Raw genomic sequence first — 14,403 nt, 5'->3', positions numbered from 1 at the left:
TCCGTTTTTACAATAACGAGCGATTACAGGCAAAACTAAACGGCCTCAGTCCCATGGAATTCAGGACCAAGGCCGCTTAACCGATTTTTATTTTTTTGTACTGTCTACTTGACGGGGGTCAGTTCAATTCGGGACAGCCCCTTGCGGTTGAAAGCGCGCAGGCGAACAGCCGGCCAAGCTTAAGCGTTGGAAATAATCACCTTGAGCGCTTTGTTTTTCGCCGCGTTTTTGAAGACGTCATACGCTTGTTCAATCTGATCGAAGGTGAACCGGTGCGTTACCAATTGTTCAGGTTTCAGCTTGCCCGATTTGACCGTATTCAGAAGCATCGGCGTGGAATTGGTGCTGACGAGGCCGGTCGTAATGGTGACGTTGCGAATCCACAGCTTCTCCAGGTGAAGCTCGACGCTTTTGCCGTGCACCCCGACATTCGCGATATGTCCGCCCGCCGCGATAATTTCCTGACAAAGCTTGAAGGTCGCGGGGATGCCGACCGCTTCAATCGCCACGTCAACGCCCCGATTGCCCGTCAGCTCCAAAATGTTCTCCACCGCTTTGCCGTCGGAAGAGTTCACCGTTTTTGTCGCTCCGAATTTTTGCGCGACTTCAAGGCGGTTGTCATCCAGATCGACCATAATGATTTCTGCGGGAGAATAGAATTGGGCGGTCAACAGCGCGGCCATGCCTACGGGGCCTCCGCCGATGATGGCTACCGTATCGCCCGGTTTGACTTGTCCGGACAGAACGCCGATTTCAAATCCGGTTGGCAAGATGTCGCTGAGCATGACCAGCGCTTCCTCGTCCACGCCTTCCGGAATGTGATACAAGCTGTTGTCTGCATGGGGAATGCGGACGTACTCCGCTTGAGTGCCGTCGATCAGGTGGCCCAGAATCCATCCGCCGTCCTCGCAGTGCGCATATAAGCTTCTCTTGCAGTTGTCGCATTTACCGCAAGACGTGATGCAGGAGATCAGCACACGGTCTCCCGGCTAGAAATTGTTGACGGCCGATCCGACTTCTTCAACGATTCCGACACCTTCGTGCCCCAACGTTCTGCCTGCCGTAACAGCGGGAACGTCCCCGCCAAGAATGTGCAAATCCGTTCCGCAGATGGTTGTTTTCGTAATCTTGATAATCGCATCTGTCGGTTTCAAGAGGGTTGGCTTCGGTTTCTCAACGAGCTCCTTTCCGTGTTGTCCGTTATAAACAAGCGCTTTCATAAAAGCCCTCCTCGTTTAAGATGAGAGATTTGTCTCTCCACGATAAGTATACCCCTCCAGATGGAAGGCGACAACAAGGCGGGGATTTGAAACAATATCCTAGCATTGCTTCGAAACCGGCTTGTCGTGTTACGGGCGGAAAAACGATGGACGCAGCAAGAAGTCGCGGATAGGTTGGGCGTGAGCCGGCAGACGATTCACTCATTGGAAAACAACAAGTATACCCCTTCGCTCATCCTCGCGTTTGAGCTTGCCCGGCTGTTTGACAAGGATATCAATGAAGTGTTCCAATACGTGATCGAAGAAGGGGAGTGCCAAGACCGCAGTTGAAATTTCTCGCTGGCCTGAACCGCAAAAATCGATGTTTTCCCAATATGTCATGGGAGGAGGACATTCTGTGAAGGATTTGCTGATTGTTGTACTGGCCGCTTTGTTTGGCCTCAGCGCCGCTGTGCTGATTCATTTTCAGTGGAAAGAAGGCCGGGACGAGAAAACGGGAAGTATCGCGGCTTGCCGGGGTGGCGGCGGATCATTATCAGGCGGTGTTCGACGCGCTGGCCGAATTGCCGCAGCTATATCCGTTTCCGCAGGGCGGCAATCCGAACGTGCCCGCGAACGCCGATTACTCCATTGCCGTCTTGCAGCGCGCCAAAGCGGCCGAGGAGCGGGGCGTGGAAGCCTTGGAGCGGATGCTCGGGGTTCTGCTGGACGGGTAGGCGCGGGATCGGGAGCGTGAGCAAGACCGGAAGAAGCGGGAGGCTTTTTCCGGTCTTTTCCGTGCAGAATAAATCCATCCACGGAGGATGGCGCAGCCGTTTTTTCTAGGATTACGATGGACCCTGCCTAACGCTCCGAAGCCAATTCAGAACGCTGTCGCAATACGGCTCATCCTTGTAGTGCTCGATAAAAATCTCCTCGAACCCCGTCAGGTCGGTGCCGAGCCGTTCGTCGACGATCCGCTTGTACCAAGGGAGCACGGTTGTCTGCAGCATTCGCGCCTTTTCTTGGCGGATGGCGTCGGCCGACAGGCCGTACGGCTCGAAATGGCGGAGAATCGACAAATAGCCCGCGATAAAATATTGGGCGAAGTTGTAGCCGCTCGGGGGATTGTCGGCATAGTTGAAGATCGGGGACCGGACCACGCAAAACCGCGGATTTTGCCGAAGCAGCTCGTATTGCAAATAAATATGGTTGAAGCCGGTGCCGATAAATTTCGTCTTATCCCCAATCTGTTCGTACGACTCCCGCCGAATCATGACCGACGACAGAAAGCCGGCCGCAACCGAGGCCTGTTGCAGAAAAGCATCCAGTCCCTCGAACGTTTCCACCTGACGGCTGTCGCTCAACACATCAATGAAGATCACCGGACAGTTCCGGTGCGTATGCGCGATGTTCATCAACGGCAGCACCGTCAGATCGACGAAAAAATCGTCGTCGCCCTGCAGCTTCACATACATGCCGCGCGCTTCGTCCAGCAGCTTCAAGATATTCCGCTCCGCCCCGATATTGCTCCCGTTGCGCCAATGGCGAAAATTCGGATACCGCGCCGCGAACTCCGCCGTTACCTCCGGCGTTCCGTCCGGCGAGGCGTTGTCGGACACGCAGACCTCGATCAGCGAGCAGTCGCCGATCTGGGCGAAGATGCTGTCCAGGCACCTGCGCAAATCCGACGCCCGATTGTACGTGGGGATGCAGATGGAGAGAACCGGTTGCTTGCGTCTCCGCCGCAGCACCGCCTCCACCTCGTCGGGACCGCGGACGTCAATCCAATCCGCCGCGGCCGTGTCGAACATCTTGATGACTTTGGCCGGCGCGCCGACCGCTACGCTGTAATCGGGGATATTGCGGATGACGACGCTGTTCGCGCCGATCACCGAGCCTTTCCCGATCCGGACACCGCCGCTGATCAAACAATTCGCGCCGATCCATGCTCCTTCGCCCACAACCGTCTCCCCGTTGGTTTCGGTGATCCCTTGGTACAAGACAGGGATGCCGATCCGCCGGTATTCATGCTGCGTATCCACGATGAAGGTGTTCGAGCCGTAGAGGGAGAACCGCTCCAGCACAATCCGGTTCGCCGCCGATATCGAGACGCCTTTATTGAATTGGCAGCCGTCGCCGATGATGATTTTCGGCCGTTCTCCCGTTACTTTCGTCACAACGTTAAACCAGCATCCGGTCCGGACGAAGACGCCGTTGCCGATCGACATCTCCTCCGTGCCGTGCAGTTGGCAGCCCTGTTGGATGATGGTGTTGGCGCCAAAACGGTAAAATTTCGGCTGCGGCTGTTCCGTCCGGCCGTTCTCCTTTTCGCCGTCTTCCGGCCGGCGTCTGCCTTCGTCCGGGCGTTCGGTCTTGTTTCCGCTCATGTTCGGCCTCCTTACAGGACGACGTATGACAGCCAAGGATCGGTCGGAAAGCGCCGGATCGACGTCTCGCGGATCGGCAGCATCTCGTACAGAGCCGTCGTCTCCCCGGGGAAGGAAGCGCAATTGAGCTCGTCGAAGCAGACGATCGAGCCTTTGCCCATGCGGGGCAAAAACAGCTCCAGCGCTTTTTTGGTCGGTTCGTACAGGTCGAAATCGAGATAAAGCAGCGCCACCATCAGATGCTTGTTCCGCTCCAGGAACGCTTCGCCCGTCTGCATGAAATCACCCTGCACCAGCTCGATGTTCGGGATGTGGGACAAATACCGTTCGGCGTTATATTTTTGCACAGACCGGCTTAACTGTTCGAGCGTTTCTCCCTTCAGATCGCCCGCTTTGAACTCACGGTCGGGCTCTTGGTCCCGCTCGCCGACCGAAGGGAACCCGGAGAACGTGTCGAATCCGATAATTTTGCGCGAGTGGTTGGCAGGTTCGTAGATGTTGGCCAGTTGCGCCCACGTAAACAGGCCGCCTCCGTTAAAGACGCCGCATTCCACGAAGCTGCCGTTGATCCCGAGCACCTGCTTGTAGACCTCGTATCGGCAGAGAAACTTCGCGAGGCTTCGCTTCGTGGCGAAGCGGGGGAACGCTTCGAGCTTGTTGAACACGGACAGCCCCGACGATTCGAACGTCTCCTCCGTCAACCGGTACGCTTCGAAATCGCTCGGGCGGTGATGCTTGCCGATCATGCCCATCGGCCTATACGATTCGCTCATCTTCTCTTCAGCACTCCTCTCACCGTATCGGCGAACGATTGGTAATGAAAGCCCGCTGCCGCGAGCAGATACGAACGGCTTCCGACCTCGTGGCAGAATCGGTCCGGCAGCCCGAATCTGCGCAGCGGGACGGGGAAGCCGGCCTCGGCCAGCGCCTCCGCCGCCGCGCTGCCCAGCCCTCCGACGATGCTGTGCTCTTCGACCGTGACGATCGGCATGCCTCGCTCCGCATAAGCGCGTACCGCCGAGATCGGAAACGGCTTGAGCGTCGGCACGCTGGCCAGCGCCGCCGACACCGGACGGGGTTCGCCGCGCAGCCGCCGCACCCACTCCGCCGCGAGAGGCAGCGCGGTGCCGCTGGCCAGAACGGCGACCTCCGTGCCCCGGACGAGCTCGATCGCTCCGCCGAGCGGAATGCGGGCGGCTTCGTCATGCACCGGCGGCTCCCCGGACTTGCCGAGCCGAATGTACATCGGACCGGGGTGGTCGAAGCTCGCCCGCGTCAGTTCCCGCGCCTCCGTCGCATCGCCGGGGCAGCAGACGGTCATGTTCGGGAGCGCGCGCATCAGCGCCACGTCTTCAAGCCCGTGGTGCGTCGCGCCTTGTCCGCCGTAGGCGAGACCTGCGCCGACGCCGACGATGCGGACGGGCAGATTCATATAAGCGGCGTCGACGCGGATCTGCTCGTACGCGCGCATGACGGCGAATGGAATAATGCTGTAGACGTAGACGACATGGCCGGACAAGGCGAGCCCGGCCGCCATCCCGACGGCGTTCTGCTCCGCGATGCCCGCATTCAGGAACCGGTCCGGGAATGCGTCCCGGAACGGCTCCCAGACGGAGAAGCCGAGATCGGGGGTGATGACGAACAACCGGGGATCGGTGCGCGCCCGCTCGGTCAAGCATCGGACGAACGCGTTCCTCATTTCGCGTCGCCTCCGAGCTGCCGCAGCGCTTCCCGCCATTGTTCGCCGTTCGGCGACCGGTAGTGCCACTCCAGCGTATCCGCCATGAAGTCGACGCCGTACCCCTTGACCGTCCGGGCGAGGACGGCCTTCGGCGCGCCGGTCGACGATGGGGCCGCAAGCGTCTCGGCCAGCGCCCCGATATCGTGACCGTCCGCCACTGCGGTCTCCCAGCCGAACGAAGACCACCGCTCCCGCAGCCGGTCGAACGGTTGAAGCTCCTCGGTCCGGCCGAAGCCTTGCCAGCCGTTGCAATCCACGACGGCGGTCAAGCCGCCGAGACGCAAGGCCGACGCCATCATCGCCGCCTCCCACACCGAGCCTTCGTTGCACTCGCCGTCGCCGAGCACGGCGAAGGTGCGGCTGTCCCGGCCCGCCAGCCGGTCGGCCAGCGCCAATCCGACAGCGACCGGCAGGCCGTGGCCGAGCGAGCCGGCGGAAGCGTCGATGCCGGGCGCGGACTCCCGGTCGAGATGGCCGGGCAGCCGTCCCCCGTCGACGGCGTATTCGTCCAGCCATTCGCGCGGGAAGTAGCCGCGCTCGGCCAGTGTCGCATACAGCGCCGTGCTGCCGTGCGCCTTGCTGAGCACGAGCTTGTCGCGTTCCGGCGCGTCCGGGCGTCCAGGGTCGATGCGCATGACCCGGAAGTACAGGGCGTACAAGATATCCGCACAAGACAACGCCGTGCCGACGTGGGAGGAGCCGGACCGGTACGCCATCGTAACGATCGACCGTTTGATGGACAGGCGCTTCTTCCGCTCCAGGCGCTGCCGCTCCGCCCGCACGGTCCGGGCGATGCCTTCGGCCAGCGGAACGCGGGGCTGCCAGCCGGCCGTCGCGGCGAGCTTCGCCGTGTCGGCTTCGAGGTGCATGACCTGGTCGCGGCGGTACGGCAGCGCGCCGAACCGCAGCTCCGCACCCGGAGCAGCGGCGTCGCGGACGAGGGCGGCGATGTCGCGGATCGTCCGGCTCTCGCCGGAGCCGAGGTTGTAGACGCCGGACGGCGGATCGGGGGCCTCCGCCAACGCGGCGAAAGCCGAAGCCGCATCGTCGACGTACAGATAATCCCAGCGCTGCAAGCCCGGCGTCATCCGGGGCGTATCTCCCTCCAGCAATTGCGCGGCCAGCCCCGGAATGAACCAGCCCTCATCGTCATCCGGGCCGTAGACGCTGAAGACGCGGACCCAGCAGGCGGTCAGCTCGGCGGCTGCGGCTGCGGCCAGCGCTTGTCTGCCGGCTTCCAGCTTGGCCCGGCCGTACAGGGTCGTCGGCGCTTCGGGGTGCGATTCGTCGGCGCGGCCTTCAAGCCGGCCGTATTCGGCCTGAGAGCCCGCTCCGATCCAGAGACGGCAGCCGAGCTTGGCCGCGATGCCGACCGTCTGAACCGTCCAAGCGATATTGGCCAACTGGCTGCAGTCGTTGCGCGCCTGTCCGCCGACGCCGTGCCAGGCCAAGTGGAAGAACGCGGCGAACCGTTCGCCCTCGCCCGCCAGCCGCCGCAGCTCGGACGTCCACGGCTCCGGGTCTTCCAGGCAGCCATGGAAACATCGGAGCTGCGGATGGTCGGGCAGCCGCGAGCGCCGGTCCGTCCGCGGGCGAACCAGCGCATAGACGCGCCATCCCCGCGCAAGCAGCGCCCGGCATAACGCCGCCCCGATGAATCCGGTCGCGCCGGTGACGATTGCGGCCGGAAGCGCGGCTTCTTCGTGCGGGCTGCCGTGCCGCGGCGATTCGGATGCGGTCTTCAACGCCTCATCGACGGCGGCTTCCGCCGCAAGCCCTTTGGCTCCTCGATTAACCGTGTTCCCGTCCATGCCTTCACCCCCTCGATCCGGAATCCGTCACTTCAACACATCAAGCATGGAGACGATTCGTCCGGGCGCGTTCGGCAGCCGGGCTACCGTCTCGGCGATCTCTTCCATATAGCCGTAGCTGAACACCAGCAGCGTATCGACCGGATCGGTCGCCAGCCGATCGACGCCCGCGACGGGAACGCCGGATTTCGGCGCAATCCGGCCGTGCAGCCCCGGGTTGGCGTCGCATACGTACGCGAGCCGCCCGGCGCTCCGCATCGCGGCCATCGTCATCACCCCGCGCCCGCCGGCGCCGTAGCCGGCGATTCGCCGCCCGGCCGCAGCCTCCGTCTCGACGAACGCATCCAGCGCGTCGATTCCCCGCCGCATCTCTTGCTGGAACGCGGCGTAATCGATGGCCGGCGGCTCGCCGTCCGCATCGTCCTCCGGCTGGTAGCCGGCGCTGAATGGCGAGGCGACGACAAGCAGCGAGTTGCCGCGCCGGTCCCGCTCCGGCAGCAGCTTCGCGGTCAGCAGCCGGAAGCCGCTGCGGGCGAGAGCGGCCTTCAGCGTCGCCGCCGTCCAGTACGTGTAATGCTCGTGCTCGAACAGGCAGTATTCGCGCCGGCGCACGATCTGCTCCAGATCGTGCACCTCCAGCACGAGCAGCCCTCTCCGCGGATGCAGCGTCCGGCGGGCGGCGGCCAGCGCGTCGGCCGGGTCCGGCAGATGGTCGAATGTGTAGGTCATGAGCAGCACATCGGCTTCGCGGAACGGCTCGGGGAGCCGGTCGACCGTGCCGGGGCCGAACAGCGCCTCCAGCACGGGCACGCCGCGCGTCCGGCTTTCGCGGCACAAGACGGCGGACGGCTCGACTCCGTACACGTCGGCGCCGTGGCGCTTGAAGCAAGCGAGCTGGGTCCCGTCGCCGGAGCCGATCTCGATCGTCTTAAAGCCGTCCGCCAACCCGTAGCGGCGGCGAAGCGCGGCCGCCAGCCGCTCCATGAAGCGGGAGGCCAGCCGCGAGGAGCCGACCGTGTATCCGTAATCGGCGTAATAATCGCCCATCTCCAGGCTGCCGACCGTCTGGGAGACGCCGCAGTCCCCGCAGACGTATACATCGATGTCCGCCAGATACGAGGCGGCGGGATCGCCGGGCCGCCTCATTTCCTCGGTGAGCGGCATTTGCGGCAGGTGGACCCACGGCTCAGCGCCGGGCTTCCGCATACGCGGCACGCTGCGGCGGGGTCCGGCGGAGGCGGGCCGATCCGCGAAGCGGCGGGGCTAGGCGCATCTCCGGGTGTCGTGGCGCAGACCGAATCGGTTGACTCCCTCATGATTCTCCTCCTTCCCTCAGGCTCCGCAGCGCTTGCTCGTAATCGGCGATCTGGCGCATCGAGACGTCCTTCATCGAAGCGCCTTCCAGCCAGCTTTCATACCACGCTGCCGTCTTCTCAAGCATCTCCGAAGGGCGCCACACCGGCCGCCAGCCGAGACGGGCCCGCGCCTTGGAGCTGTCCAGCTTCAGCACGGACGCCTCGTGCGGCCCCGCATCTGCACCGCCGTCCGCGATGATAACGGGTCCCGAAGGCGCCCCCAGTCTGGCGCACAGCCGTTCGGCCAGCTCGCGCACCGTCAGTGTCCGTCCGCTGTCCGGCCCGAAGTTCCACGCTTCGGCATAGACGCCGCCGTCCGCGTACAACCGTTCCGCCAACCGCAAGTATCCGGCCAGCGGATCGAGCACGTGCTGCCAGGGCCGCACCGCGTCCGGACGGCGAAGCACAGGCGCGCGCCCTTCCGAGACGGCCCGGACGATGTCCGGGACGATCCGGTCGGGCGCGTAATCGCCGCCGCCAATCACATTGCCGGCGCGCACGGTAGCAACGGCGGGCCCGCCGCCCGCGCCGAAGTACGAGAGGCGGTAGGCCTCGGCGGCGAGCTCGGCGCACGCTTTGCTGGCGGAGTAAGGATCGCGTCCGCCGAGCTGGTCGCTCTCTCGGTACCCGTGCACCCATTCCCGGTTGACGTAGCATTTGTCCGACGTCGCCAGCACAACCGCCCGGGCGGTACCGGCGCGGCGTGCCGCCTCGAGGACGTTCACGGTCCCCATCAGGTTGACGGCGAACGTGCCCGCAGGATCGGCGTAAGACGCGCGCACGAGCGGCTGCGCCGCCAGGTGGAACACGATGTCCGGCTTTGATTCGCGCATGGCCGCGAGCACTTGTCCGCCGTCGCGCACGTCGCTGCGCAGCCAGCGGATCTCCGCCTCCAGCCCGCAAAGGCGATGCATCGCGGGCGATGTCGGCATGCCGTCGCTGAAGCCGATCACCTCCGCGCCGAGGCGAGTCAGCCACAGGCTGAGCCATGATCCTTTAAAACCGGTATGGCCGGTAATCAGCACGGTTTTGCCCCGCCACATGGATGATCCGTCCACCTTCGCCACCCCTTTCCGTACCGTTCGATTCAGCCTTTCCACACCTTCCAGGGCGCTTGTCCCGTCTTCCACTGCTCCTCCAGCAGCGCCTTGTCTCGCATCGTGTCCATCGCCTGCCAGTAGCCGGTATGTTTGTAGGCCATGAGTTGGCCTGCCCGCGCCAGCCGTTCCATCGGTTCTCTCTCGAAGGTCGTCTCATCCCCTTCGATCTCTTCCAGCGCTTCCGGCTCCAACACGAAGAAACCGCCGCTTACCCAATGGCCGTCGCCCTTCGGCTTCTCGACGAAGCTTCGGACCTTCTGCCCCGCGTCGATCGAGAGCGAGCCGAACCGGCCGCCCGGCTGCACGGAGGTGAGCGTCGCCCGCTTGCCGTGCCGGCGGTGGAACGTGAGCAGATCGCGCAGATCGATGTCGGCTACGCCGTCTCCGTACGTCATCATAAACGTACCGCCGCTCACATATGGCGCGATCCGCTTCAGCCGTCCGCCGGTCATCGTATCCTGGCCGGTGTCGACGAGCGTCACCCGCCAGCGCTCCGCTTTCGGCCGGCGGTAGATCGTCAGCGGCTGCCCGTCGACGGTGAAATCGAACGTCACATCCGATTCGTGGAGGAAATAGTGGGCGAAATATTCTTTGACGACATAGCCCTTGTAACCGAGACAGATGACGAAGTCATCGAACCCGTAGTGCGAGTAAATTTTCATAATATGCCAAAGGATCGGCCGTCCGCCGATTTCGATCATCGGCTTCGGCTTCAGATGCGACTCTTCGCTGATGCGCGTGCCGAGTCCCCCGGCCAAAATGACGACTTTCACGGCCTCACCTCCGAACAGATCGTGGCTTCTTGCGACAGACGGCGATGACGTACGTCGGTTCGCTGCTCTTGTACGTCCGGAACGGAATCGGCCGGCTCCCCGTATCGGGCGTCCTGCGGCCCGCTTCCCGGTCCGGCTGCTGTCCGTTCGCGTCCCGAAGCCAGCGCATCGCCGCAAACCGCGAGTCGTCGAACCAGCTCTGACCGTACAGTTCCTCGATCCGGAACTCCTGCAGCAGCTCCCCGACCAACTCGCTGGTCCGGTACTCAAACATATGATGCGGATTCGCCGGCTGTTCTTCGAAATAGAGGCTCGCGTTCGTCACGGCCCGGTTCGGCGTCGACACGATAAACAGGCCGTCGTCCTTCAGCACGCGCGCCGCCTCCCGAATCCAGGCCGCGCCGTCCGCAATATGCTCGATCGTCTCGAAGGATACGACGGCATCGAACAAGCCGTCGGGGAACGGAAGCCGGAGCACATCACCCTGCACGAACGTCACGCCGTCCCGGCTGTAGTCGAGCTTCGCCCGGTCGATTGTCGCGGCGTCGATGTCGATGCCGGTCACGCTCGCCGCCCCCGCGTTACGCAGCATGAGCGAACCGTAACCGGCTCCGCAGGCGGCATCCAGAACGTGCAGATCGGCCACGAGCGAACCGGCAAGCTCGTACCGGCGCAGATGCTCCTCATACACGTCGGGCAGATTCGCCATGACGAACGGGTTAAGGATCAGCCGCTCGCCGGTAAACGCCACGTCGTTCTGCTCCTTGACCGGAGGCGCGGTGAGTGCCGTCGCCGCCGGTCTCGCCGATGCGGCGCCGTCGCCGCTCTGCTGCAGGGCCGCCGGCTTCCGTCCGAAGGCGATGAAATACGCGGCGGCCAGCTCCTCCCGTCCCGTCCCCGGGACCGCGGCGGCGATCCGGTTCAGCTCGGCTTCGTCCTCCGCGGTCCGGTGATCCGTCACGATCGTCAAGCTGCTAACCGCCAGTCCCTGTTGCGCCAAAGACCGCTTCGCTTCTTCCGGCGTGTACATGTCGCCGATGCGCAGCTTGTTCGACAGCTCCGGGGACAGCTTGGCATAACGGAAAAAGCTTCGGTTCGGGAAGCAGGCCAACAGCCAGCCTCCCGGCTTCAGCTTGCGGAGCAGCCGGGCCCACCAGCCCGCATCGGTATCCGCCAACGCGTGCCAATCGCCAATCAGGACGCCGTCGAGCGAGTTTTCCGCGATCGGCCAGTCCTCGGGACGCGCGGTGCGGAACATTTCAATGCCGCACGCAGCGGCGATGCGCGACGCCGTCTCGAGGCGCTCGACGCCGTACAGCTTCGAACCGGGATACCGGTGCCGCATCCGCAGCAGCGTCGCGCCGCATCCGCAGCCGATCTCCAGGACGGTCAGGGGGGCGCCGGGCCGCACCTCCCGCTCGATCACATCGAGCACGTCGGTTCGGATGGCGGTGCCCTGCACCGGGTGGAAGCCCCACTTGGCGGCGAACTTGACGGCGTTGTCGGCCAGGGTGCGTTCGAACCGGGCCGAGTTCTCTCCGAACGATACGCTGCCGTAATGGTGAATGAACGTATCGCCGCAGAGCAGCAGCTTGTAGCCGGCCAGCCGGAGGCGCAGGCCGTAATCGTCGTCCTCGAAGTTGCCGACGCCGAAGCGTTCGTCGAAGGCTCCCGTCTTCTCGTACGCCTCTCGCCTGATCAGCAGGCAGTAGCCGATCAGCTTGACGCGCTCCTCCCACTTGGCGGGGTCGGTCCGATTGAACGAGACGGCGAACTGTTCCATCTCGTCCATCGTCCGGTACGGCACGGGGATGGCTGTCCAGTAGGACGCATAATTCGTAACCGGCCCGACCGCTCCGACCGAAGGGTCGCTCAGCAGCGCTCTCTTCAATCCTTCGAGCCAGTTGGCCGTGACAAGCGTATCGTTGTTGAGCAGCAGGAGCAGCTCGCCCCGCGCAAGCGCCAGACCTTGATTGCACGCCTTCGGAAAACCGGCATTGAACCCGTTCCCGATCGTCCGGATATCGGGTTGCTCCCCCAGCCACTCGGCGGTTCCGTCCGCGGAACCGTTGTCGACGACGATCAGCTCGTAGCTGCCCGGCTCCGTGTGTTTCCTGACACTGTCGATGCATTGCTTCGTATAATCCAGCTTGTTGTAGGTGACAAGCACGATGCTGGTCAACATGGCGGCTCTTCTCCGCCCGCCGCTCCGCCGGCCTGCGCCTTGCCCGCAAGCGCCGCCTCGAGCTTCCGTTTGTTGCTGAGCAGATTGGCGTCCTCCGGCAGATAGGACAGCGCTTGTTCGTTATGCTCGTAAGCCTTCTGCAGCTCTCCGAGTTTGGCGTAGCAGATGCACAACTGCACATGCGGCATCCACGTCCAGCAGACCAGATTTTGCACGCCCATATGAAAGAGCGGCTTCTCCAGCTTCAGGGCCGTCTCGTACCAATAGATCGCCGTAGCGTAATGGCCCTCCGCTTCGAAGCAGTAACCGATCCAGCAGCAGAAGTCGGCGCGCGGTTTATCGTATTTGAACGCCATCAGAAGACTCTCCAATTTCCGCACCGGCTGGCCCAAGTTGTGGTAGCATTCGGCCAGCTTGCTGCAAGCCATCATATGATCCTCCGGATAATCGACGGGGCCGCTCAAATAACGTTGATACAGCTCGCTCGCTTCCTCGTATTGTCCGGCATCGGCCAGCTCGTTGGCGTAATAGAACAGATTCCGGCCTTCCAGCTTCCCTTCGGCGACGATTTTCTCCTTGAAAATACGCATGTTCCGGGCGGAATGATCGCCGACCCGCTTGTGGGAGACCGCGATGTCGGTCAAATACAAATTGCCGTCGGACACATCCAGATATTCGTGGATCGGGCTCACCCAACGGTAGCCCTTGGAGCGCTTGACGAGGCGGTTGCGCCGGGACCCCGCCGTCGGATTGCCGGCATCGTCGAAGGCGAGATGGTATTCCATCACGACCGAATCGTAGCGGGGGTCAAGCGTTTGCTTCAGTTGCCTGAACTTTTCCCGGTCTTTCTCGAACAGCAGATCGTCGGCGTCCAGCCACATAATGTAAGACTGGGTCGCCAAACTGAACGAATAGTTGCGGGCGGCCGCAAAATCGTCGATCCATTCGAAATCGAAGATCCGGTCGGTGTACCGGGCGGCGATTTCTTTCGTCTTGTCCGTCGATCCGGTATCGACGATGACGATCTCGTCGACAAGGTCCGCGACCGAATCGAGACAGCGTGCCAGCACTTCCTCTTCATTCCGGACAATCATGCACAAGCTGACGGTGATCATAAGTTCCCTCCTGACGCATATGCATGTCCTCTTTCTCTTATCGTATGTCCGGCAGGTTCCGGCGGCATGGACGTCTGGCCCCGCACGGACACAAAAAAAGGAGGATAAGGGGCCCCCCTTATCCTCCGCGACGGATAGGACTTGCTGTGCTCTCTGACAAACGGTTGCGCGTTCGTTATACCGAGGAGGACGCGACGCCCCAGAACACTTCCGGGCCGACACGCGCGCCCGAAGCGACCAGCGCAGCACTACCCGAGATAAAGGCCGTGTATACCGTCTCTGCGGCTGCGGGTGCCAGCAGGTCTTGGGCGGTGAAGCTGACCAGTTCGGCTTCCGCGATAGATAAACTGAAGGGGACGGTTGCCGTATAGATGGTCGTTCCGCCCGTCGTTCCCCGTACGACCGAGATCGTAAACGTGCTGCCGATTAATCCGGCAAAACCGCTGATTCCGATCGTTCCGGTCAACGTAACGATCGGGTTGGCTACGTTTTGCGTCTGCAGGCCGATGATTCCGAACAAGGCGGGTGTTGTCGTGAGGCTGACGCCGATCGATCCGGTCGCATTGGCGTTCATGGAGCTACGAAGATCAAGAAAAGTTCCCATAATGTTACACCTCCTAGTTTTCGAGAATACTATAAGGTACGCAGCATCTACTCGTTTGGAATGGACAAGTAGAGGGGGCAAAGGTTGGTTTTTGAAAAACCGGCTCCGTCCTGACTCGTATCACCGCTTT

General features: G+C 62.7%; 13 protein-coding genes and 1 pseudogene. 3 read left to right on the top strand and 11 right to left on the bottom strand.

All coding sequences use genetic code 11. From position 1 onward, the window contains the following. The coding region (locus tag FE781_RS18225) for an IS3 family transposase (protein ID WP_138790164.1) at window positions 1–80 on the top strand (80 nt) is incomplete at its 5' end. A gap of 99 nt (window positions 81–179) precedes the next feature. Here the strand turns inward: FE781_RS18225 and FE781_RS15970 are convergent. Continuing rightward, window positions 180–1,220, bottom strand: a pseudogene (locus FE781_RS15970) (zinc-dependent alcohol dehydrogenase family protein). Between the two features lie 96 nt (window positions 1,221–1,316). On the opposite strand from FE781_RS15970, the gene FE781_RS15965 reads away from it, so the two are divergent. Together FE781_RS15965 and FE781_RS15960 are read left to right on the top strand one after the other, a co-directional pair. Continuing rightward, entirely contained in the window at window positions 1,317–1,550 is a 234-nt protein-coding gene (locus FE781_RS15965) for a helix-turn-helix transcriptional regulator (protein WP_379253189.1), read from the top strand. A 188-nt stretch (window positions 1,551–1,738) separates the two neighbouring features. After that, window positions 1,739–1,936: a hypothetical protein gene (locus tag FE781_RS15960; protein WP_138790614.1), complete on the top strand. Its 198-nt coding sequence runs from the start codon at window positions 1,739–1,741 to the stop codon at window positions 1,934–1,936. A 111-nt stretch (window positions 1,937–2,047) separates the two neighbouring features. Here FE781_RS15960 and FE781_RS18035 read toward each other — a convergent pair whose 3' ends face one another. The 10 genes from FE781_RS18035 to FE781_RS15910 all read right to left on the bottom strand — a co-directional run bounded on the left by FE781_RS18035 (window position 2,048) and on the right by FE781_RS15910 (window position 14,273). Next, the gene (locus tag FE781_RS18035) at window positions 2,048–3,589 is read right to left on the bottom strand and encodes a glycosyltransferase (protein WP_138790613.1); all 1,542 of its coding nucleotides are present in this window, start codon (window positions 3,587–3,589) and stop codon (window positions 2,048–2,050) included. An 11-nt stretch (window positions 3,590–3,600) separates the two neighbouring features. Continuing rightward, the gene (locus FE781_RS15950) at window positions 3,601–4,362 is read right to left on the bottom strand and encodes a TylF/MycF/NovP-related O-methyltransferase (protein WP_138790612.1); all 762 of its coding nucleotides are present in this window, start codon (window positions 4,360–4,362) and stop codon (window positions 3,601–3,603) included. Further along, window positions 4,359–5,288, bottom strand: coding sequence for a transketolase family protein (locus tag FE781_RS15945; protein ID WP_138790611.1), 930 nt, complete (start codon window positions 5,286–5,288; stop codon window positions 4,359–4,361). Before FE781_RS15945 ends, FE781_RS15950 begins: the two co-directional genes overlap by 4 nt. Further along, complete coding sequence (locus FE781_RS17910; protein ID WP_138790610.1) at window positions 5,285–7,141, bottom strand: NAD-dependent epimerase/dehydratase family protein; 1,857 nt, start codon at window positions 7,139–7,141, stop codon at window positions 5,285–5,287. The genes FE781_RS15945 and FE781_RS17910 overlap by 4 nt, the downstream gene beginning before the upstream one ends. A 27-nt stretch (window positions 7,142–7,168) precedes the next feature. Next, window positions 7,169–8,347: a methyltransferase domain-containing protein gene (locus FE781_RS15935; RefSeq protein ID WP_138790609.1), complete on the bottom strand. Its 1,179-nt coding sequence runs from the start codon at window positions 8,345–8,347 to the stop codon at window positions 7,169–7,171. A 106-nt stretch (window positions 8,348–8,453) separates the two neighbouring features. Further along, window positions 8,454–9,554: a CDP-glucose 4,6-dehydratase gene (gene rfbG, locus FE781_RS15930; protein ID WP_246068213.1), complete on the bottom strand. Its 1,101-nt coding sequence runs from the start codon at window positions 9,552–9,554 to the stop codon at window positions 8,454–8,456. 29 nt (window positions 9,555–9,583) lie between these two features. Continuing rightward, window positions 9,584–10,369, bottom strand: coding sequence for a glucose-1-phosphate cytidylyltransferase (gene rfbF, locus FE781_RS15925; RefSeq protein WP_138790608.1), 786 nt, complete (start codon window positions 10,367–10,369; stop codon window positions 9,584–9,586). A gap of 4 nt (window positions 10,370–10,373) precedes the next feature. Further along, a complete protein-coding gene (locus FE781_RS15920; RefSeq protein ID WP_138790607.1) occupies window positions 10,374–12,554 on the bottom strand; it encodes a methyltransferase domain-containing protein in 2,181 nt (726 codons plus the stop codon). After that, on the bottom strand, window positions 12,548–13,669 hold the full coding sequence (locus FE781_RS15915; RefSeq protein ID WP_138790606.1) for a glycosyltransferase: 1,122 nt from the start codon (window positions 13,667–13,669) through the stop codon (window positions 12,548–12,550). The genes FE781_RS15920 and FE781_RS15915 overlap by 7 nt, the downstream gene beginning before the upstream one ends. A 175-nt stretch (window positions 13,670–13,844) precedes the next feature. Then, window positions 13,845–14,273: a hypothetical protein gene (locus FE781_RS15910; protein WP_138790605.1), complete on the bottom strand. Its 429-nt coding sequence runs from the start codon at window positions 14,271–14,273 to the stop codon at window positions 13,845–13,847. Window positions 14,274–14,403: the final 130 nt, after the last annotated feature.

It is taken from the genome of Paenibacillus thermoaerophilus, assembly GCF_005938195.1.
GTDB lineage: Bacteria > Bacillota > Bacilli > Paenibacillales > Reconciliibacillaceae > Paenibacillus_W > Paenibacillus_W thermoaerophilus.
The sequence above is the reverse complement of the archived record's forward strand: the minus strand, read 5'-3'. Positions and strand labels throughout refer to the sequence as shown.

Bases quoted from the DNA above. Each gene is read 5' to 3' on its own strand.
- FE781_RS18035 (WP_138790613.1), bottom strand. From the start codon at position 3,589: ATGAGCGGAAACAAGACCGAACGCCCGGACGAAGGCAGACGCCGGCCG.
- FE781_RS15950 (WP_138790612.1), bottom strand. From the start codon at position 4,362: ATGAGCGAATCGTATAGGCCGATGGGCATGATCGGCAAGCATCACCGC.
- FE781_RS15945 (WP_138790611.1), bottom strand. From the start codon at position 5,288: ATGAGGAACGCGTTCGTCCGATGCTTGACCGAGCGGGCGCGCACCGAT.
- FE781_RS17910 (WP_138790610.1), bottom strand. From the start codon at position 7,141: ATGGACGGGAACACGGTTAATCGAGGAGCCAAAGGGCTTGCGGCGGAA.
- FE781_RS15935 (WP_138790609.1), bottom strand. From the start codon at position 8,347: ATGCGGAAGCCCGGCGCTGAGCCGTGGGTCCACCTGCCGCAAATGCCG.
- FE781_RS15920 (WP_138790607.1), bottom strand. From the start codon at position 12,554: ATGTTGACCAGCATCGTGCTTGTCACCTACAACAAGCTGGATTATACG.
- FE781_RS15915 (WP_138790606.1), bottom strand. From the start codon at position 13,669: ATGATCACCGTCAGCTTGTGCATGATTGTCCGGAATGAAGAGGAAGTG.
- FE781_RS15910 (WP_138790605.1), bottom strand. From the start codon at position 14,273: ATGGGAACTTTTCTTGATCTTCGTAGCTCCATGAACGCCAATGCGACC.